The sequence below is a fragment of the Vibrio sp. B1REV9 genome (assembly GCF_905175395.2).
Taxonomy (GTDB): Bacteria; Pseudomonadota; Gammaproteobacteria; order Enterobacterales; family Vibrionaceae; genus Vibrio; species Vibrio alfacsensis.
Map to the genome: position 1 here is coordinate 45725 of NZ_CAJIMW020000552.1, position 19909 is coordinate 65633.

General features: G+C 43.3%; 12 protein-coding genes and 1 pseudogene. 10 read left to right on the forward strand and 3 right to left on the reverse strand.

The annotated features are described in order from the left end of the window. Window positions 1-231: 231 nt before the first annotated feature. The gene (locus KHN78_RS04790; RefSeq protein WP_211920039.1) at window positions 232-1284 is read left to right on the forward strand and encodes a 3-deoxy-7-phosphoheptulonate synthase; all 1053 of its coding nucleotides are present in this window, start codon (window positions 232-234) and stop codon (window positions 1282-1284) included. 32 nt (window positions 1285-1316) lie between these two features. Next, window positions 1317-1799 carry a YajQ family cyclic di-GMP-binding protein gene (locus tag KHN78_RS04795; protein ID WP_128810850.1) on the forward strand — a complete coding sequence of 161 codons (483 nt, stop codon included), beginning with the start codon at window positions 1317-1319 and terminating at the stop codon, window positions 1797-1799. A 105-nt stretch (window positions 1800-1904) separates the two neighbouring features. Here KHN78_RS04795 and KHN78_RS04800 read toward each other — a convergent pair whose 3' ends face one another. Continuing rightward, window positions 1905-2825: a bifunctional precorrin-2 dehydrogenase/sirohydrochlorin ferrochelatase gene (locus KHN78_RS04800; protein ID WP_211920040.1), complete on the reverse strand. Its 921-nt coding sequence runs from the start codon at window positions 2823-2825 to the stop codon at window positions 1905-1907. A 554-nt stretch (window positions 2826-3379) separates the two neighbouring features. Here KHN78_RS04800 and KHN78_RS04805 point away from each other — a divergent pair. The 6 genes and pseudogenes from KHN78_RS04805 (at window position 3380) to KHN78_RS04830 (ending at window position 9266) form a co-directional block, all read left to right on the forward strand. Beyond that, window positions 3380-4407 (forward strand): annotated as a pseudogene (locus tag KHN78_RS04805) (amino acid ABC transporter substrate-binding protein). A gap of 79 nt (window positions 4408-4486) precedes the next feature. Further along, window positions 4487-5692 (forward strand): amino acid ABC transporter permease, encoded by a 1206-nt coding sequence (locus tag KHN78_RS04810; protein WP_211920041.1) that lies wholly within the window; start codon window positions 4487-4489, stop codon window positions 5690-5692. A 1-nt stretch (window position 5693) separates the two neighbouring features. Beyond that, window positions 5694-6791 carry an amino acid ABC transporter permease gene (locus KHN78_RS04815; protein ID WP_211920042.1) on the forward strand — a complete coding sequence of 366 codons (1098 nt, stop codon included), beginning with the start codon at window positions 5694-5696 and terminating at the stop codon, window positions 6789-6791. A 23-nt stretch (window positions 6792-6814) separates the two neighbouring features. Beyond that, complete coding sequence (locus KHN78_RS04820; RefSeq protein WP_128810846.1) at window positions 6815-7564, forward strand: amino acid ABC transporter ATP-binding protein; 750 nt, start codon at window positions 6815-6817, stop codon at window positions 7562-7564. Window positions 7565-7923: 359 nt separating this feature from the next. Further along, the gene (locus tag KHN78_RS04825) at window positions 7924-8586 is read left to right on the forward strand and encodes a Bax inhibitor-1/YccA family protein (protein WP_211920043.1); all 663 of its coding nucleotides are present in this window, start codon (window positions 7924-7926) and stop codon (window positions 8584-8586) included. Between the two features lie 350 nt (window positions 8587-8936). After that, window positions 8937-9266: a TusE/DsrC/DsvC family sulfur relay protein gene (locus tag KHN78_RS04830; protein ID WP_128810845.1), complete on the forward strand. Its 330-nt coding sequence runs from the start codon at window positions 8937-8939 to the stop codon at window positions 9264-9266. Window positions 9267-9268: 2 nt separating this feature from the next. Here KHN78_RS04830 and yccX read toward each other — a convergent pair whose 3' ends face one another. Then, on the reverse strand, window positions 9269-9541 hold the full coding sequence (gene yccX, locus KHN78_RS04835) for an acylphosphatase (RefSeq protein ID WP_128810844.1): 273 nt from the start codon (window positions 9539-9541) through the stop codon (window positions 9269-9271). 90 nt (window positions 9542-9631) lie between these two features. Here yccX and KHN78_RS04840 point away from each other — a divergent pair, with 90 nt between their 5' ends. Both KHN78_RS04840 and KHN78_RS04845 read left to right on the forward strand, forming a co-directional pair. Beyond that, window positions 9632-11035, forward strand: a complete 1404-nt coding sequence (locus tag KHN78_RS04840; RefSeq protein ID WP_211920044.1) for a methyl-accepting chemotaxis protein — start codon at window positions 9632-9634, stop codon at window positions 11033-11035. A gap of 168 nt (window positions 11036-11203) precedes the next feature. Beyond that, window positions 11204-12397, forward strand: a complete 1194-nt coding sequence (locus KHN78_RS04845) for a class I SAM-dependent methyltransferase (RefSeq protein ID WP_211920045.1) — start codon at window positions 11204-11206, stop codon at window positions 12395-12397. Window positions 12398-12485: 88 nt separating this feature from the next. Here the strand turns inward: KHN78_RS04845 and KHN78_RS04850 are convergent, their stop codons facing one another. Continuing rightward, entirely contained in the window at window positions 12486-19895 is a 7410-nt protein-coding gene (locus KHN78_RS04850; RefSeq protein WP_223917772.1) for an Ig-like domain-containing protein, read from the reverse strand. Between the last annotated feature and the right edge of the window lie 14 nt (window positions 19896-19909).

The following is a 19909-nucleotide window of genomic DNA, read 5'->3' on the forward strand; positions in this document are numbered from 1 at the left end:
CCATCACTTTCGTTCTTTTCACCTTAACTCAGAACAAATAGGAATAAATTCAAACAACTATGTATTGATGTTGAGATCAATTCCTGTCATTTTTGCATAACTTACATCAATACCCATTAACCTAATTGTATACAATTCGATAGTTACTAGATAAGAATCCCGTGAAACGGTTTATTCCTAAGTGTAATTCCGTTATCTTTACCGCTTCGCAATAGAGAATAAAGCTATAACATGCCTATTAAAACAGATGAATTGAGAACCCAACCTTTGGGTCCAATGCCGACTCCAGCAGAATTAGGCAGCACACATCCAATCACCGATGATGTCGCTGACCGTATCGCTACATCTCGTCGTCAAATTGAAAATATTTTAACTGGTGAGGATGATCGTATCCTTGCTATTGTTGGTCCATGTTCAGTTCATGACACTGAAGCTGCGATTGACTACGCTACACGCCTCAGCAAAATTCAAGATAAGTACAAAAACGAACTGTTTATTGTTATGCGTACTTACTTTGAGAAACCTCGCACAGTAGTAGGCTGGAAAGGCCTAATTACCGACCCTAACCTAGATGGCTCTTATGCACTTGAGGCTGGTCTTCATAAAGCCCGTAAGCTGTTACTGGATATCAACAAACTTGGCTTAGCAACCGCGACAGAGTTTCTTGATATGATCACAGGTCAATACATTGCTGACCTTATCACTTGGGGGGCAATTGGTGCCCGCACAACTGAGTCTCAAATTCACCGTGAAATGGCGTCTGCTCTATCTTGTCCAGTTGGATTCAAAAACGGGACAAACGGTAACGTGAAAATTGCGATTGATGCTATCCGCGCTTCTCAAGCATCCCACTACTTCTACTCTCCGGACAAGAATGGTCGTATGACGGTATACCGCACCAGTGGTAACCCTTATGGTCATATCATTCTTCGCGGTGGTGAGAAAGGTCCTAACTTTGATGAAGCATCGGTAAAACAAGCGTGTGATGCGCTTGCTGAGTTCAATCTACCACAACGCCTGATTGTTGACTTCAGCCACGCAAACTGTCAAAAGCAACATCGTAAACAAATTGACGTTGCAAAAGATATTTGTGATCAAATTAAGTCTGGCAGTACACAAATTGCTGGTATCATGGCAGAAAGCTTCATTGTTGAAGGCAATCAGCCAATGACTGATATTAACAACCTAGCTTACGGTCAATCTATTACCGACCCATGTCTAGGTTGGGATGATACTGTGACAATGCTAGATATGCTGGCAGAAGCAGTTAAATCCAGTAAATAATTTCCCTATAACAAGATAATCAAGGAATCTTCATGCCATCGTTTGATATTGTTTCAGAAATCGATAACGTTGAACTACGTAATGCCGTTGATAACGCGAACCGTGAACTATCGACTCGTTTCGATTTCCGCAATGTAAATGCGAGCTTTGAGCTAGTAGAAGAAAACGTAAAACTGTCTGCTGAAGGTGACTTCCAGCTTAAGCAAATGCGTGACATCTTGCGCAGCCATTTGGCAAAACGTAACGTAGACGCAAATGCAATGGACGCTAAAGAACCTGAAGTAACGGGTCGTAACTGGCACCAAAACATTGCATTTCGCCAAGGCATCGATACGCCAACCGCTAAAAAAGTGGTTAAGCTAATCAAAGATGCAAAGCTGAAAGTTCAAGCTTCTATTCAAGGTGACAAAGTACGTGTTACCGGTAAGAAACGTGACGATCTACAAGCGACCATTGCAGCAATCCGAGAAGCAGAAATGGGTATCCCATTCCAGTACAACAACTTCCGTGATTAATCACATACTCCATTTAGCACTTGTTAATTGAAGTAAAGATAGAATGAAAAACGCCGACGATGATTTCGTCGGCGTTTTTGTATTTGTCGAGATCCAGTGTCTCGGTTAGATAACCAAATCTTGTCCTTGTAGAAGCGAAAACTCGTTCGTTCCTTGGGGAATAAACACGCAAACACGCAATTTATCTTTTTTTGCTTGCCTCAACATATCAGAAAGCTCTGCCGCACAAGAAAAAGACTCACGCTCTGCATCTCTTCTTACCAATTCCATGACATTGGCTTCACATTTTGTCGAAGACAATGCCAGTTCTGCCTGCTGCATATAGCGTACTGCTTTTATAGGCAACATCTCTACATCAGCCCCTACATGAATCCATGTGCAACTACCCTCGCTATCGAGTGGCATTGACATCGCTTGCTGATAAATCACTTCAAGTTCACGATTATCTTTGGCATTTTCAACATCGGGATGGGAAAAGTAGTTCTCCCAAAACTTGCGACGTAAATCAACCGTTGGCAGAGCTTCTTTGATGGAATTGCGTTTAGAATTTGCAAATTCTGCCATTAACCCCATATTTTGCGGAAGAATGGCTTCAAGCTTTTCACGGATATTTCGAATTAAAACCGGAGATGCTCCGCCGCTAGAAATGGCAATTTGGATACGCCCTCGATTGATCATTGATGGCGTAATAAAGTCACAATAGGGCTTATCATCAACGACGTTAACTAAAATGCCGAGCGCTTTCGCATCTTTATACACTTGATGGTTGAGATCAGGATTGTCTGTTGTCGCCCACACTTGAATAAAAGAGTTTGTGACAATGTCACTTGAATAGAAGCGTTGAATCCAGTGCACTTGCTGCTCTTGTGCAAGCTTACTTAAAAAATCAACAAGACTTGGCGACACGATGGTAACGGCAGCTCCTGCTTTCAACAAAGCCTCGACTTTACGGCTTGCGACTTCGCCACCGCCGACCACCAATACTGGCTTATCTACTAAATCTAAAAACAGAGGAAAATAACGCATTTCAATCCATGACCACTTCAAATAAATATACCCAAATAACCTTACTCGCTTGGTTCAGCGGAAATGACGACATTGAACGGACAACGCTTGTTTACGTGTTGTACCTTTAAGTCACTTGGGTATAACCCTCTCATGCTACCAAAAATAGGGCAAACACTTCATCTTGTTTCATCACCAGAAATAATTTTTGTTCGAATTTTGTCTCTGGTGACTTTTGCTCAGCTGATGATAGTTTTAATAACAAACAATTATTCTACGTTTATTCCCTCCCCATTCCCAATTGTGCTGATGCACCAAAACGTTACCCAGTCGCACTATTTACAATCAGTTAACATTTCGTCATCCTAATTTGTAAGGCAATTTGTGATTCTCATCAAAACTCTTTTTAAATTATATATTTGAGAATTAGCAAATCCTTTTCTACGCTTATAACTGATTGATTTGCCGATTACCGTCTCTTCAAAATCAATCACGTAGGATAAAACAATAAACGAATTGGACACGTTGCATCAGGCCACTCCTGATTTAACATGGATCATACAGGAAGGATACACATGGCAAACAAACTCACAATTCTTGCTTCCGTCGTAGCGGCATCTACTGCAATGATGAGTACTAGCGCTCAAGCAGCAGACACGACTCTGGACAAAGTCACAAAACAAGGTTTCATTACTTGTGGCGTAAGTACCGGTTTACCTGGCTTTTCAAACCCTAACTCAAAAGGTGAATGGGAAGGCATCGACGTAGAATATTGCCAAGCGCTGGCTTCTGCCGTTCTTGGGGATAAAACGAAAGTTAAATATGTACCCCTAACCGCGAAAGAACGTTTCACTGCACTTCAGTCTGGTGAAATCGATGTGCTTTCACGTAACACCACCTGGACACTTCATCGTGATACTGCTCTTGGTTTGAACTTCGTAGGCGTTAACTACTACGACGGTCAAGGCTTTATGGTGAAGAAAGATCTTGGTATCTCAAGCGCTAAAGAGCTTATGGTGCATCTGTATGTGTGCAATCAGGTACAACAACAGAGCTAAACCTAGCCGATTACTTCCGTAACCAAGGCATGGCATATAAACCTGTCGTATTTGATACTGCAGCGCAAACTTCAAAAGGTTTCGATGCAGGCCGTTGTGACGTACTTACTACCGACCAATCTGGCCTTTATGCACTTCGCTTAAACCTTAAAGACCCATCTTCAGCTACCGTACTTCCAGAAATCATTTCAAAAGAGCCGCTAGGTCCAGTGGTTCGCCAAGGTGATGACCAATGGTTCAATATCGCTAAATGGACATTGTTTGCAATGGTGAATGCGGAAGAATACGGCATTACTTCTAAGAACGCGGATGAAATGTTGAAATCGAAAGATCCAAACATTAAGCGTATTCTCGGTGTAGACGGGCCTAAAGGTAAAGGCTTAGGTATTCGTGATGACTGGGGGTACCAAGTCATCAAACAAGTTGGTAACTACGGTGAGAGCTTTGAACGTACTGTAGGCGAAGGTTCACCACTGAAAATTTCTCGTGGTGTAAACGCTCTATGGAACGCTGGCGGCTTTATGTACGCGCCACCAATCCGCTAATAAAACGATTGTCACTGGGCGGTTTTTTGCCGCCCTTTTTAGTGAGTAAATCTATAAATAGGTTTGAGGTTATCGCTGTATGAAACCGACAAATAATGCATCGCCAAGTACGATGTCCAAGCCAAGCGGAAATAAAAGCCTGATTTACAATCCTGCCTTTCGCTCCGCTCTTTTCCAGATCATTGCCGTCGCCGCACTGGTATTTTTCTTCTACACAATCGTAAATAATGCCCTTAACAACCTAGAAGCTCGAGGTATCGCCACTGGATTTGGGTTCCTTGATCAAGAAGCAGGTTTTGGTATTGGCCTGACTCTGATCGAATATGACGAAACGTTTTCTTATGGTAGAACCTTTGTTATTGGTCTTCTTAATACTGCATTGGTTTCTGTGCTTGGTATTATTCTCGCGACCATCATTGGTTTCACAATGGGTATTGCCCGCCTTTCTTCTAACTGGCTAGTTAGCCGATTGGCTGCGGTATACATTGAAACATTTCGTAATATCCCTCTACTTCTACAGATTTTCTTTTGGTACTTTGCTGTTCTTCAAGCGCTACCATCACCGCGTCAAAGTCTTAGCCTTGGTGAAGCGGTTTTCCTTAATGTCCGAGGACTATATTTCCCTGCCCCTGTGCTGGAAAGTGGCAGTAGTTTTGTTATAGCAGCGTTTATATTGGGCCTTATTGCAAGTATTTTTATCAACGTCTGGGCTAAAAACAAACAACGCCTTACTGGTCAACAAACACCAATGGGCAGAATTGTTTTAGGATTGGTGGTTGTATTGCCACTTATTGTGTATTTCATTGCGGGTATGCCGATTTCTTTGAATTATCCAGAGTTGAAAGGCTTCAATTTCCGTGGCGGGATAAGCATTATTCCTGAGCTTGCGGCCCTTTTATTAGCACTAAGCGTATACACCGCGTCATTTATTGCTGAAATCGTACGCTCTGGTATTAACGCGGTCAGCCATGGGCAAACTGAGGCTGCAATGTCTCTCGGTCTGCCAAGATCGAAAACCCTGAAGCTAGTCGTTATTCCGCAGGCTCTGCGTATTATTATTCCACCTCTTACTAGCCAATACCTAAACCTAACCAAAAACTCATCTCTCGCGATGGCCATTGGTTATCCTGATTTGGTTTCTGTATTTGCTGGCACGACGCTAAACCAAACCGGGCAAGCGATAGAGATAATCGCGATGACGATGGGCGTTTACTTAACCTTAAGTTTGATTACTTCTGCGTTAATGAACTTGTACAACCGTAAAGTAGCGCTGGTGGAGAGATAATATGAGCATACATCAATTCCAACCAGATCTACCTCCTCCAGCAAACACTGTCGGGGTTATCGGCTGGTTGCGCAAAAACCTATTCAATGGGCCTATCAATTCGATCGTGACACTCATCTTAGCGTATATCGTCTTTTCTGCTCTTTGGAATATCATCGATTGGGCGTTCATCAATGCCGATTGGATTGGCAGTACACGTGATGACTGTAGCCGAGACGGCGCATGTTGGGTATTCATCAGCGTGCGCTGGGAACAATTCATGTATGGCTTCTATCCAGAATCCGAGCTTTGGCGCCCCCGTCTGTTCTACATCAGCTTGGCTATTTTTACTGCACTGCTTGCGTATGAAAAAACGCCGAAGCGTATCTGGATCTGGCTGTTTTTTGTCAATGTGTACCCTTTTATCATTGCTGCACTCTTATACGGAGGCGTATTCGGTCTTGAAGTGGTCGATACTCACAAATGGGGAGGTCTGCTTGTTACTCTGATCATTGCACTTGTCGGTATCGTGGTTTCTTTACCAATTGGGGTTGCATTAGCACTTGGCCGACGTTCTGACATGCCGATCATCCGCAGCATCTGTACGGTTTACATTGAAGTCTGGCGTGGTGTTCCACTGATCACTGTTCTGTTCATGGCATCCGTAATGTTGCCTCTTTTCTTGGCTGAGGGCTCAGAAACAGACAAGCTCATACGTGCGCTGATCGGTGTGGTCATGTTTAGTGCCGCATATATGGCGGAGGTCGTACGAGGTGGCTTGCAAGCCATTCCAAAAGGTCAATACGAGGCTGCCGATGCTCTGGGTTTAAGTTATTGGAAAAAGATGGGTCTGATTATTTTGCCCCAAGCTCTTAAAATCACGATTCCATCGATAGTAAACACCTTTATCGGCTTATTTAAAGACACTAGCCTTGTATTGATTATCGGCATGTTCGATGTACTAGGCATTGGTCAAGCAGCGAATACCGACCCAGAGTGGTTAGGTTTCGCTACAGAAAGTTATGTATTTGTCGCGTTAGTGTTTTGGGTATTTTGTTTTGGCATGTCGCGTTATTCGATATGGCTTGAGAACAAACTTCATACCGGTCACAAACGATAGCTCATCAAGGTCAAGGACGTATTATGACGCAACAACAAGACTACATGATCCAACTCAAGGACATGAACAAATGGTATGGTGAGTTTCACGTACTAAAAAACATCAATCTCGAAGTGAAGCAAGGTGAGAAAATCGTCATCTGCGGCCCGTCTGGATCGGGTAAATCGACGATGATTAGGTGCATAAACCGCCTAGAAGAGCACCAGGCTGGAAGCATTTATGTTTCAGGCACTGAGCTCACAGAAGATCTAAAAAACATTGAAGCTGTCCGCCGAGAAGTCGGGATGTGTTTCCAGCACTTCAATCTATTCCCTCACCTTACGGTGTTGGAAAACTGTACCTTAGCACCTATTTGGGTTAAGAAAATGCCTAAAGAAGAAGCTGAAGCTGTCGCAATGCAGTATCTGGAACGTGTAAAGATTCCTGATCAAGCAGATAAGTACCCGGGGCAGTTATCAGGTGGCCAACAGCAACGTGTTGCTATTGCTCGATCTCTTTGCATGAGCCCAAAAGTGATGCTGTTTGACGAGCCAACATCCGCACTCGACCCAGAGATGGTACGCGAGGTACTGGATGTTATGGTCGAACTAGCAGAAGAAGGCATGACCATGTTGTGTGTCACGCACGAGATGGGCTTTGCCAAAGAAGTGGCTGATCGAGTCATTTTTATGGATGCAGGTGAAATCATCGAAGAAAATAACCCTATCGATTTCTTTGAGAACCCACAATCTGATCGAACACAGAACTTCTTAGCTCAGATTCTTCACCATTAAAATCGTCCCATTAGTCGTAACGGCAGGGGCAAACGTTAAGCGCTGATTTTTATTTCAGCGCTTTTTCTTTAAGCAATGCTTCTCTAACCATTGAATAAATAGTAAATCTCAGCGAGCTGATAGTGACCTACTTTGTCTTTTTGTACCAGACTTAATGACAAAGCGGACACAAAACGAGTCTGCGTACATCGCAGCTATGCAAGACGGTAATATTGTGTTACAAGTTGCCACATACATAACACACTATTTCTATTATTATTTTGTTCTAGAGATAGACGTGTCGGGCTTGATCTTTTGAACTTTCGGGCCCATATATGTCTATATATCAAAGATAAGATGGTCCCTTATAGAGGAAGATTATGAACAGTCCTATGTTTTCACGCACTACTACTCAAGAGAGTGCTCTACAAACCAACAAAGTATTGCGTAATACATATGCACTACTTTCAATGACTTTACTATGGTCAGCACTGGTTGCTGGCGTTTCAATGGCATTTAACTTACCACGTCCGGGCATTATCCTAATGTTGGTTGGTTTCTACGGCCTACTGTTCTTGACTGAGAAAAACCGCAACAACAGTATGGGCCTAGTGTTTACGTTCCTATTTACGGGCTTCTTGGGTTACACCATTGGTCCAATCCTGAACATGTACATCGGCGCTGGTGTGGGCGATGTGGTTCTTACAGCACTTGGCGGTACTGCGCTGTCGTTCATGGCTGCTTCTGCTTACGCTCTAACAACGAAGCGCGACCTATCTATGATGGGCGGCCTGATGTTATCTCTATTCGTTGTACTAGTAGTAGGTATGATTGCGAGTATCTTTATCCAATCAACTATCCTACACCTAGCAATGAGCAGCTTGTTTATTGTTTTCTCTACCATGGCTATTTTGATGACAACTCAAGGCATCATCCGTGGCGGCGAAACAAACTACATCTCGGCAACGATTACGCTGTACGTATCAATCTACAACATCTTCATTAGCCTACTAAGCATTCTAGGCATCATGAACGACGACTAATTCGTTGGACGTTAGATTGACTCTCAATTTTAAAGCCCGAAGTTTTTGCTTCGGGTTTTTCCTTTTCTAGCCCCCCTCAAAATAAATGGTCACTTAACATTTGACTTAATATGCAAAAACCAACGTATCCACTCGGGAATTTTTCTAACCAAATGCATGAACTTTCAATTTTGTGAATATTCTCATGTCAGCATCAGTTTGCTATGGCACGACTATGAATCCATCATCTATTGAACACGTGTTGTATGTTTTCGCTTCATTCAGTGACCATAACTGATTCTTTTGTTGAGCAATCCCTTAGCTCTACGCTACCCTATAATCATCAAAGACAATTAAGCGGATAACACATCATGTTCGTTTACAACGGCAAACAAATTGAAACCGACGCTCAAGGCTATCTTCTTGACCACACACAATGGGAAGAAGGTATGATTGAGCTTTTAGCGAAAGAAGAAGAAATTGAGCTTACCGAAGCGCATCTAGAAGTTATTCACTTCGTTCGTGATTTCTATGTGGAGTTCAACACATCACCTGCGGTGAGAATGCTTGTAAAGGCAATGGAAAAGGCTCATGGCCCTGAAAAGGGGAACAGCAAATATCTATTTAAGCTGTTTAAAAAAGGTCCAGCAAAGCAAGCGACAAAACTCGCAGGCCTGCCTAAGCCAGCTAAATGCTTGTAAGATCATAATATTTTAAATCCGCGGAAAGGTTTATAAGAGGCTGACTCTCGAAGCACACTTTCGACCGTAGCTGTCCGCGGACCATCCTCTAGCCATAAAGCAAACTCGGATATTTGATCCGGCGTCCCGCAGGCCATCACTTCAACATCACCACTGTTCAAGTTTTTTGCGTAACCTGTCAGTCCCAACTTAAGCCCTTGGTGTGACGTGTGATAACGAAAACCTACACCTTGAACATGACCTTTTACTATAAACTTCTCACACTTTAGGTTCATCCGAATACCGCTCCTTTTCATTGAGTGATATATTATTTCCGTCTATTTACCCCACTAAGGATAGTGGGTTTTTGTATGGTTATAATAATTATGAAAGAAATTCCTTTCCGCTGGATTGATAAATATCTCATCCACTTAAAGATTCAAGAAAAGTTTTATTTGCTTTTCTTTCTACCACTTCTCGCTATCGTCATCCTCACATTTGTTATGAATAGTGCTGCGGATGCCCTCATTACGAACATGTACGCTGAAGAGCTTCAGCTAATGAAAGGCCTTATTGAAGCTGGCAACCTTTCTCAGTCACAAGTAACAAGTTTAATTGCTGGTTCAAGTACTATTTCTATTGGTTCTGGTCCAGGATCTATCTCTGTCTTAGATGGTTCGTACAGTTTGATCGCCAATCATGACAAATCGTTGTGGTCAGCCCTTTCGACAATACAAGTTTCAGTGATCTTAGTTAGCCTTGTTCTCGTTGCATTGAGTGTTTATTACATCATGACGTTCATTGGCGGTGCGATGTTCACGATGAACAAAGCCCTTAATACGTTAGCAGATGGCAACCTGACAGAGCGTATGAACTTCTTTCCTGTTCGTGATGAGTTCAGTGAAATCGCGATCACTATTGACAAAGTCGCGGAACGTGAACAAAAGATGGTGCTCTCTATTCAAGAATCGGTTGCGCTTATGCAACAAATCAGCTCCGATCTCAATCAATCCATCAAAGACAGCTCGAACATTTCTAATACACAGCAAGAACACCTAAACTCTCTGGCAAGTGCAACCGAAGAAATGGCATCTACTATTCGTGAAGTTGCTATCCTCGCCCACAATTCTAGTGAACAAACAGAAGACGCTCGCAGTGTTGCTCAATCGGGTCAAATCAAGGTAGAAAATACGCTGGCTTCCATTTCTTCTCTCTCTAGCGAAATTCAATCAGCGTCACATGCCGTTGAAGAACTTGATGCTAACGCTGCGCAAATCGATGAAGTGGTCACAACCATCAATGGGATTTCAGAGCAAACCAACTTACTGGCGCTTAATGCTGCCATCGAAGCTGCTCGTGCTGGTGAACAAGGTCGTGGATTTGCTGTCGTTGCGGATGAAGTTCGAGCTCTAGCGGGCAGAACCCAGCAAGCAACCGTCGAAATCCAATCAATGATTGAATCATTACAGCGTAACAGCCAATCATTAACTAAGTTGATGGAAGTAACCGTTAATAACGCGAATGATGGTCAAAGCTTAATGACTGAGGTCAATCATGAAATTGGGTCTTTAGCTGATAAGAACCTGAGTATCTCAGACAGCAGTATCCAAATTGCAACCGCAGCCGAAGAACAAGGCGTTGTGGCTGACAATATTGCTTCTAGCGTAGAAGAGATTCGAGTGCAAGCAAACAACGTGTGCACCATGATTTCCAACACCTCACAAAATGTAGAGCAGCTACGTCAACAAAGTGATGCGATGGAATCCTTACTCATAGGATTAAGAGCATAACTGAACAACTATTGTATAGGGTCACTTCGGTGGCCCTTTTTTTTCCTGTACTTTTTCCCCTATACTCCTTTGTCCGCATCGTATTTTATTGATTGTTTACACTTATTGCTTTTACCAACAACATCCCGGACAATACGACCCTTTCTTGATTCAATAAGAGCTAAAGATATGACAGCTGCTATCTATTTGGTAAAAGGTCGTGAGAAATCGGTTAAGCGCAAGCATCCTTGGATTTTCTCTCGCGGTATCAGTAAAGTTGAAGGCGAACCCGCTATTGGTGAAACCGTTGATGTATTCGCTCACGACGGAAAATGGCTAGCAAAAGCAGCATATTCTCCAGCATCTCAAATCCGCGCTCGCATCTGGAGCTTCAATAAAGAAGACATTAACAAAGCGTTTTTCACTAAACGCATCAAAGATGCACAACTGCTTCGTGAAGATATTATCGAACGTGACGGTTTAACTGGCTATCGACTAATCGCGGCAGAGTCCGATGGTTTGCCAGGCGTTACTATCGATCGCTACCAAAACTATTTCGTTTGCCAATTGCTCAGTGCTGGTGCGGAATATAACAAAGCGGCGATTGTTGATGCGCTGGTTGAATGCTTCCCAGAGTGTCATGTTTACGAGCGTTCTGACGTCGCGGTACGTAAAAAAGAAGGCCTAAAAGAAGTCACGGGCGTACTTCATGGTGAAGAGCCACCAAAATCTGTCGTCATTGAAGAGAACGGCGTCAAAATTAGCGTGGACATTGTTGGCGGCCATAAAACAGGTTTTTACCTAGACCAACGCGATAGCCGTCAGCAAGCAATGAAGTACGTACAAGGTAAAGATGTACTCAACTGCTTCTCTTACACCGGTGGTTTTGGGCTTTACTCACTTAAAGGTGGCGCTAAACGCGTTATCAATGCCGATGTTTCACAGCCAGCATTAGATACTGCTAAGTTTAACGCTAAATTAAACGAGTTTGATATTTCAAAAAAACGTGCTGTGTTCCTAAACGCAGATGTATTCAAACTGCTACGTGAATACCGCGATCAAGGAACTCAATTTGATGTCGTGATCATGGACCCACCAAAGTTTGTTTCAAGCAAGAGCAATCTCACTTCTGGTGCAAATGGCTACAAAGATATCAATATGCTCGCCATGCAAATTCTTAAACCAGGTGGCACGCTGCTTACTTATTCTTGTTCTGGCTTAATGACATCCGATCTATTCCAGAAAATCATCGCTGATGCGGCACTGGATTCAGGCCGCCAAGTGAAGTTTGTAGAGCGCTTTGAGCAAGCCGCTGATCACCCAACAGACAGTGCTTACCCAGAGGGTTTCTACCTAAAAGGCTTTGCTTGTAAGGTGCTGTAAACGAAAACTTTACATAAAAAAACGCCACTCATAACGAGTGGCGTTTTTTATAAGTGAAGAAAGTTGGGTATAACACCCAACTTTACATCTACTCTGTTTTCAATGTATTTAAACTATCGATGAGACCAGAAGTTACATCGGAAGCTGATACGCCAGAGAAATCGATCGATAAAGACGATTCACCTTTAGTGATGGTCACTTCGGTATCCCCATTATCTTGATTAAACTCAATCGCATATTCTCCAACAGTCACTTCGCTCGGTTGCAGCTCCAATATACGTAGTAAATTGTCTAAATCATCACTTTCCATGTCCACAAACATATCGGTGAAATCAAGTGAGTCGGTTGCCGCGTCATAATCAACAACTCGATCGGTTGATCCATCTAAATCATTATCCAACCATTTGAATGTATCTTCACCTTCCCCACCCGTTAAGATGTCATTACCTAAACCACCAATAAGAATATCGCTACCACCTTGCCCGTAGAGGATGTCATCTCCTAATCCACCGTCAAGAATATCACCTTGCCCGCGTACAGCGTTAGATTCATCTATTGATTCATCAAACAACTTATAGGTATCACGGTTCTCCGTTACAAACAGGTGAAGTTCCTCGTTTGTTGGTTCAATGCCATTCTTTAAGGTCAAAAATTGAATCAGACCGTCAACACCACCTTTCGGTTGCTCTGCATAACCAATTTCATTCCATGGTAAGTGCTCGGAATTAATTGAATCACCAAACACAATATCATCACCTTTACCAGCCACAATATGGTCGCTATCCATATCACGTTGTATAACCTGAGAAACTTCGCCCTCTAGCGCGGCAAGCAACTCATCGCTTGTTTCTACAACGTCGACTTGACCAAGTGGAACTTGCACTTCCGTAAAGATGTTGATTTCGGCCTCTAAGGAAATTCTATCGCTATGATCATTGGTAACATTATCAAGAACCATCACGATACGATAAGTCCCATCCGTATCTAAAGTGATGTTTGCTTCATTCCAATTGTTAATAGGTCCATGGACAACGCTCCACGTATCACCGTCCCCTTTTTTCTCAATACTCCAATTGAACTTGTCTTCATCACCTAGGCCACTTTCTTCATCAAAATCGAGATTGATATGAGCAAGTTGGTCGTCCTGTAAAGTGAACTCCCCCCCGTTCACAGACTGTGGTTCCGTATGTCCTATAGCTTCAACTTTGAAGTCTTGCTCAATCGTAGTGACTGGTTTTGAGATAGTAGCAAATTCTGATGTGACAACTTCGGTGTTATCAAACATGCGTAAGGTATCGGTTTTGTCACTATTGGTGCCAATGCCAATCGCTTTTACTTTACTGATAGAAGTCAGTTCATCATAAGCTTCGAGTGCTTTGTAAAGATCAAGAGGATTCGTTTTGCCATGGCTTCCAGTCACATCTCCAATATAAGTTGTCGGCTTACCATCAGAAACCAACAGTGTAACGTTCTCTACGTCCGAATTAGATTGTGAAACGCTGTCTAACCAGTCTTTTGCAGCAACAAACGCTGCTTCATAGTTAGTTGCGCCATCGGCTTCGAGATCGTTAATCGCAGACTCCAACGCGTCCCAATTGTTATCCTGAATATCATTAACTGATACAGGAATGCTCGAAGAGAATGCAAATCCAATCAACGAAATATTGATCGTGCCTTTATGCGTATCGAGATCTTCTACAAAATTCTTTAGCGCCGACTTCATCATATCCAGACGCGATGTTCCTTTGAACGAAGAATCCATGCTGCCTGACACATCGGCCAGTATCGCAATGTTATAGTCTTGAGCAGGCGTAATGAGCGTCTCAGTGCCTCCCATGTCACCTACAATAACATCATCTGCACTATCCCCCTGAAGCAGTTCCTCTGGTGAACCATCAACAATAAACTGCTCTTGCGCGAGCGTTGTAGATGATGAATCTGAACTTGAAACTAGCGAACCATCAGCATCTTGCGATGCCGCCGATGCAGTGACGGTAAAGTCCAACTCGCCTGTATAGTCAGTCGGTACTTTTAACTCCGCGTTCGAAATAGTTGTGCTAAATTGATTTCCAGTATTTAGTTCAACTGGCACATTGAATGTTTGAATACCGTCGATAATAGGTAGGTTTGGCTCTACACGCACGCCATCAACATAAAGGTCAATACCCTCTGGAATACCAGTAATCTCAACCAGATCATCGACAAGCACTTCAGAACCATCGTTATCTGGTAGCGTAACCTCGACGGATAATGGGATCGACGTTTCCGTAAGCACTTCAAACGTACCGTTTTCGTTATCAAGTTTTACAACACCATCACTGAATATGATTTGTTCGATGTAGTAGAGCGTGTCTCCTCTATCTTCATAGTCAGTATTTGGCCCTTTCGTTTCAATATGGTTGTTGTCTATAACTTGGAAGCAACCGCCACCATTTTTGTCAATCCAATTAATATCGAAGTCTTCTATCGAGCCCTCATAAATGACCGTATCAATAGCACGAATCGTTTCACCGTTCTCATCTTCACCTAAGATATCGTTAGTAGAATCGATAGGGTCATATGATTCCGTTGCTGCACCTTTGAATGTGTCGTTTAAACCTCCGCCAACAAATACATCTGAACCTTTGTAATTACCTGTATAGTGCACTTGCATTGCAACATCAGGTGTACCTGGCGCGCCTGGATACGTATCTTTCGCTACATACAAATCACTAGAGTCTTCGGTGTTGAGATCATGGTCATGCGTCTTCTGGTAGAGTTCCCCATCAACACCCAAAAGATCGCCTTTTCTGTATAAATCAAGAATGCTGTCTTTGTCTGTAGAGAAACCTGGCTGTTGGTTGACGGTTTGAACATCCCCAAGCGTTACACTAATGCTTGGCCCATCTGCGACAGGAGTGATATCAACAGTCAATGTGTGCTCTTCTGATGTGCCATTTTCACTGACGGCTTTAAATTTAATCTCTGCGTAATCGTTCGCTTTGTTTCCGACGTCATCCAAGTTGAAATCTTCTGAGCCGGACTCATTCTCTTCTGGCTTAAATCCTATCAAACCAGACTCAAGTTGCTCAGATGTGATCGTATCGGTGTTCAGTTCTACCCAGTTTGGGGTTTGCTCCGTACCCTTATTCACAACCAACTGTCCATCCAATGGCAATCCGGTAATGACAATTGAACTGCCTGGCTCTGCACCAAAATTATCAAGCGATAGTAGAAGCACCGTGTCTTCTATTCCCGATATCTCTTTGCTTGAAGCTGCAGTAGACTCATCATTATCGAAAATCACGCCTGTGCTTTCTTTTCCACCTACTGAAATCGTGTAATTCTCAGACGACTCATCCAGTATGTCATCAACGGTCGGAACGATAATTTCAAACGATTCAACGCCAGGAGGGACGAACAATAAGCCTGTGTTGGCGTTATAGGTAACCCCGTTGGTAAATTGCAATTCTCCCAACGTCACATCAGCACTTGAAGCCGCATCTAATTCACCTGCGTTGATTCCAAAATCCACTTCTAGTTGCTGACCAAGCTGTGACTCAGCGGATAGATTTACCACAAAAGTGAGAGACTCTCCCTCTTCAACCTCAGTTCCTAAAGTGTTAATACTACTTACTGAGACTAAATCGACATCAGGGTTTACAATTACATTAATTGTTGCCGTATCGCTTGCTCCATTACCATCGGTAATCGTGTAAGTAAACGAGGTTTCGCCATGGAAGCTGTCCACAAAATCAAATACAACTTCATCACCCTCTACACGAACGTTGTGCTCACCGAACTCGTTAAATGCAGTGATAGTTAGAGCGTCACCATCTATATCGACATCATTGGCTAGAATTTCTGAAATCGGGATACGAATCTCACCCTCACTCTGATTAACCGCGTACGCCCCCGTTCCTGTGGCCTCGAAACCCGTTAAGAAATAATCAGAAGAGTCATTATCAGAACCTTCAAATTTGTCAGGGTGTGAAGTGAACTCAGTCGCTTCAAAAACAATCGAGTCGAATGCAACGCTTTCTAAATCAACAGAGAATTGACCATCTTTTCCAGACTCTAAACTAAACACGCCACTTTGGACTGGCTTACCGTCTAAGTATGCTGTCCACATACCCTGCTCATGATTTTCAGTGCCGCCCTCGTTCGCATATAGACTCGCAACGGCAAATGAAAAACTCGTCGCTGGTTTAGGCAATGTAATTTCGAGCTTCTCTGACTGCCCGGTCTCACGGTCATATTGAAGTTGTTCGCCTGGCCCAGTGCTAATATCGCCATTAACACCAAGTTTATGACCATCCGTTGTCTCAATATCACGCTCTATATCTTCGCTACGATCACCTAAGTGACCAATAAAGGCTTTTATCTCGACACCATCAACCTGCCAGTTTTGATTGTCAGCGAAAGAGCCGAGTTGAACGGTGTATGCTTGTGGGTCATCAACTGCATCTGGGGCATTATTTATAGTAACGGTAGATTCGTCACTGTAATTACCATGAGAATCGACTGCTCGATAGTCAAATGAATCATCAGAACGCGTATCGATATAACGTAGTTCCCAGTTGCCATGGCCCTCTGTCGATAATTCAACAGACTCAATCATCGCCCCATTAGGTAGATCGAACTGTTCAGATGGAATCACGATTTCATGGAATAAGTCGGAATTTCCTTTGGTTTCTTTTTGATACTCGAAAGGTGTCGTTTGACGATTTCCATTGGCATCAAGCCATGTCACATCAATCGTAACTTTTGATTCGTTACTAGAACCGTTATTGAGTCGATCATCTAAACCTTTTTCAAAATAACCGCCTAAACCATCTAGCCCAAGGGTGATGCTGTCTGAAGGGCGACTTTCAAAATCAATGGTAATTGATTCACGTTCTTCAATGCCGTTTCCTTTGCCGACGCCCACACCATAGCCAACATGATTCGCATTGGAATTATATTGGATCAGATCGTCGTTTCCTTGACCCTCTTTATTAGCAGTAATAGTGATGACGTCCCCATCTGCCAGAGTCAATTTACGTACGGACGGATCATCCGTCGCTTCACCCCAGTTGTAGAAATCTGTTTTCGAAGGTGAGTCGTCATCGACATCTTGTTCATCTCTAACACCAAGTAGGAAACCTTCTGCGTGTTCATCACGGGTGTATTCAATCAGATTTGGATTTTCAAATACCGTACCCTCTTGCAGAACATTTCCTTGATCATCAAACACGGCTAGATCATCTACGGTAATCTCAACACCATCATAAGTCAGTGTTCCATTATCTGGTAATTCGGTAATGACAACGCCAACTTGCGTGTCTGGTTGCGAGTCATCAAACTCGTCAGAGATATGGTCTGAGCCATCCCCTTCAATAGACCCTTTTCCATCATCAAAAATGACTTTTGACGAACCAGACTCACCGATGTTGATAGAGAAGTCTTCAGAGTTAGGTTTATCGTCTTCATAATCTTGGATATTAGCCTCGCCAGTTGCGGAGCCATTTGAGGTCACACCGTTAGATTCAGTCACCACCAACCCGAAGGTTTCATCACCCTCATACACTTTGTCTTGGGTGGTCGGGATGGTCACGGTAATGTCCGTCACGCCCGCTGGGATCGTCACGTTACCGTTGCTGTCTACGGTTAAGGTTTGAGTTTGCTCGTTGCTATCCAAATACGTCACGACCATGTCGCCGATGTCACCCGCTTCTGCGGTGTAACCGTCTGTCGTCGGCGCTAGGTTCACCACCACTGGCGCTTCGGTTTCATTCGAGAGCGACACCGTGAACACGGCATTATCGCCTTCGTTAACGTTATCCTTACCCGTCACCGACAGCGCTGGTTTGTCATCATCAGGGCCCATTGGACCATCAGGATCCACACTGCCATCATCAACAATGTTTGTTGAAGCACTGTCAGACTTATTGCTCGTAACACCATTTACGTCCGTAACAATAAGTTCAAATTGTTCCGAACCCTCATAGATACTGTCATCAGTTGTACCGACCTCGACAAAAATTTCGGTTACAAATGGCGGAACTGTAACTTTTCCATCTATTACTGTCAGCGCGATTTCCTTATCATCAGCATCTATATAAAATGCAGTAATGCTACCACTCAGATCATCAATCTCGGCAGTGTTCTCATCACCAGATACTGACGTCACGAGTGACAATACGGTTTCTTGCGAAGATGGATTCGACAATGAAATGCTAAACGTCGCATCTGAGCTTTCCGATACATCTCCTTTTGAGGAAACAGATAACTCAGCCACGTCTGTGTTTTTAATAGTGCCAGTGCCGTCGACACCACCAACTTCTATTGAATAACTTTCATCTAATTCATGTACACCATCTTTTACCGTTGGTACTAAAACAGTAAAGTCTTTCACTCCTACCGGAATGATAATCTTATCGGTTGCTTCATCGTACGTAACGCCATTGGTAAACACCAACTCAGACAGATCTACATCATTTTCATCAGCTGTATCAACAGACAAACCAAAATCGATATCAAGGTGAGTTTCTTTTAGTGCACTAGCATCTAGAGTGACTTTAAACGCTAGATCTTCACCTTCCATCACCTCATTCGATAGCAGTTCAACCGACTCTACAACCGCAGGGGTTGGGGCTGGGTTGACAATAACATTCACTGTCGCGCTATCGTACCCGCCTTTGTCATCGGTGATCTCGTATTGGAAGTTTGTCGAACCAACGAAGTCTTCATCTAGATCGAAGTAAACTACGCCATCTTTGATGTACGCCTCACCTTCCGTTTCACCATACACATAGGTGATTCGGATACTATCACCGTCAATATCAGAATCGTTTGCCAGTAGTTCTGAAACTGGGATTTCTAGTACACCACCTTGATTGACTGCATAGGCACCTTCACTTGAAGCTTGGAAGCCTGTCACAAAGTAATCAGAGGAATCGCTGCCTTTTGCTGGGACATCAACAAAATCGGTCGCTTCAAAGACAATCTTATCGAAGGCGATTGGGGTCCCATCTTCATTGGTTAATTCAACCTTATATTCGCCTCTGTGGTTTCCATCATTGGCCACAAAGGTATCACTCGCCACCGCTACGCCGTTTAGGTAAGCCACCCATTTACCTTGCTCGTGGTTTCCTGCACTGTCCCCCTCATCTTTATATAAATTTGAAACTGTAAAGCTGAACTCTGTAGCAGGTTTATCAAGGTCAATAATAAATTGCTCTGACTCCCCCGTTTCACGATTAAATTGGATTTGCTCGGCATCACCACCATTTTCGTGACCAGACACGCCGCGTTTATCACCATCTTCGGTAATATCTCTTTTTTCGCCGCCGTAACTAGCACTAATTTGAGCATCTTCGGATCTCCAAGAACCCTCATTGAATGAGCCAAGCTTAACCTCAAAGCGAACAGGATCGTTAACCGCATCTGGCGCGTCATTGACTGGTGTTACGGTCACTTTCACGTTCGCGCTGTCTACATCACCGTCCGCGTCTTTCACCTGATAACCAAAGTTGATCTCACCATTAAAGT

Bases quoted from the DNA above. Each gene is read 5' to 3' on its own strand.
- KHN78_RS04790 (WP_211920039.1), top strand. From the start codon at position 232: ATGCCTATTAAAACAGATGAATTGAGAACCCAACCTTTGGGTCCAATG.
- KHN78_RS04795 (WP_128810850.1), top strand. From the start codon at position 1,317: ATGCCATCGTTTGATATTGTTTCAGAAATCGATAACGTTGAACTACGT.
- KHN78_RS04800 (WP_211920040.1), bottom strand. From the start codon at position 2,825: ATGCGTTATTTTCCTCTGTTTTTAGATTTAGTAGATAAGCCAGTATTG.
- KHN78_RS04810 (WP_211920041.1), top strand. From the start codon at position 4,487: ATGAAACCGACAAATAATGCATCGCCAAGTACGATGTCCAAGCCAAGC.
- KHN78_RS04815 (WP_211920042.1), top strand. From the start codon at position 5,694: ATGAGCATACATCAATTCCAACCAGATCTACCTCCTCCAGCAAACACT.
- KHN78_RS04820 (WP_128810846.1), top strand. From the start codon at position 6,815: ATGACGCAACAACAAGACTACATGATCCAACTCAAGGACATGAACAAA.
- KHN78_RS04825 (WP_211920043.1), top strand. From the start codon at position 7,924: ATGAACAGTCCTATGTTTTCACGCACTACTACTCAAGAGAGTGCTCTA.
- KHN78_RS04830 (WP_128810845.1), top strand. From the start codon at position 8,937: ATGTTCGTTTACAACGGCAAACAAATTGAAACCGACGCTCAAGGCTAT.
- yccX (WP_128810844.1), bottom strand. From the start codon at position 9,541: ATGAACCTAAAGTGTGAGAAGTTTATAGTAAAAGGTCATGTTCAAGGT.
- KHN78_RS04840 (WP_211920044.1), top strand. From the start codon at position 9,632: ATGAAAGAAATTCCTTTCCGCTGGATTGATAAATATCTCATCCACTTA.
- KHN78_RS04845 (WP_211920045.1), top strand. From the start codon at position 11,204: ATGACAGCTGCTATCTATTTGGTAAAAGGTCGTGAGAAATCGGTTAAG.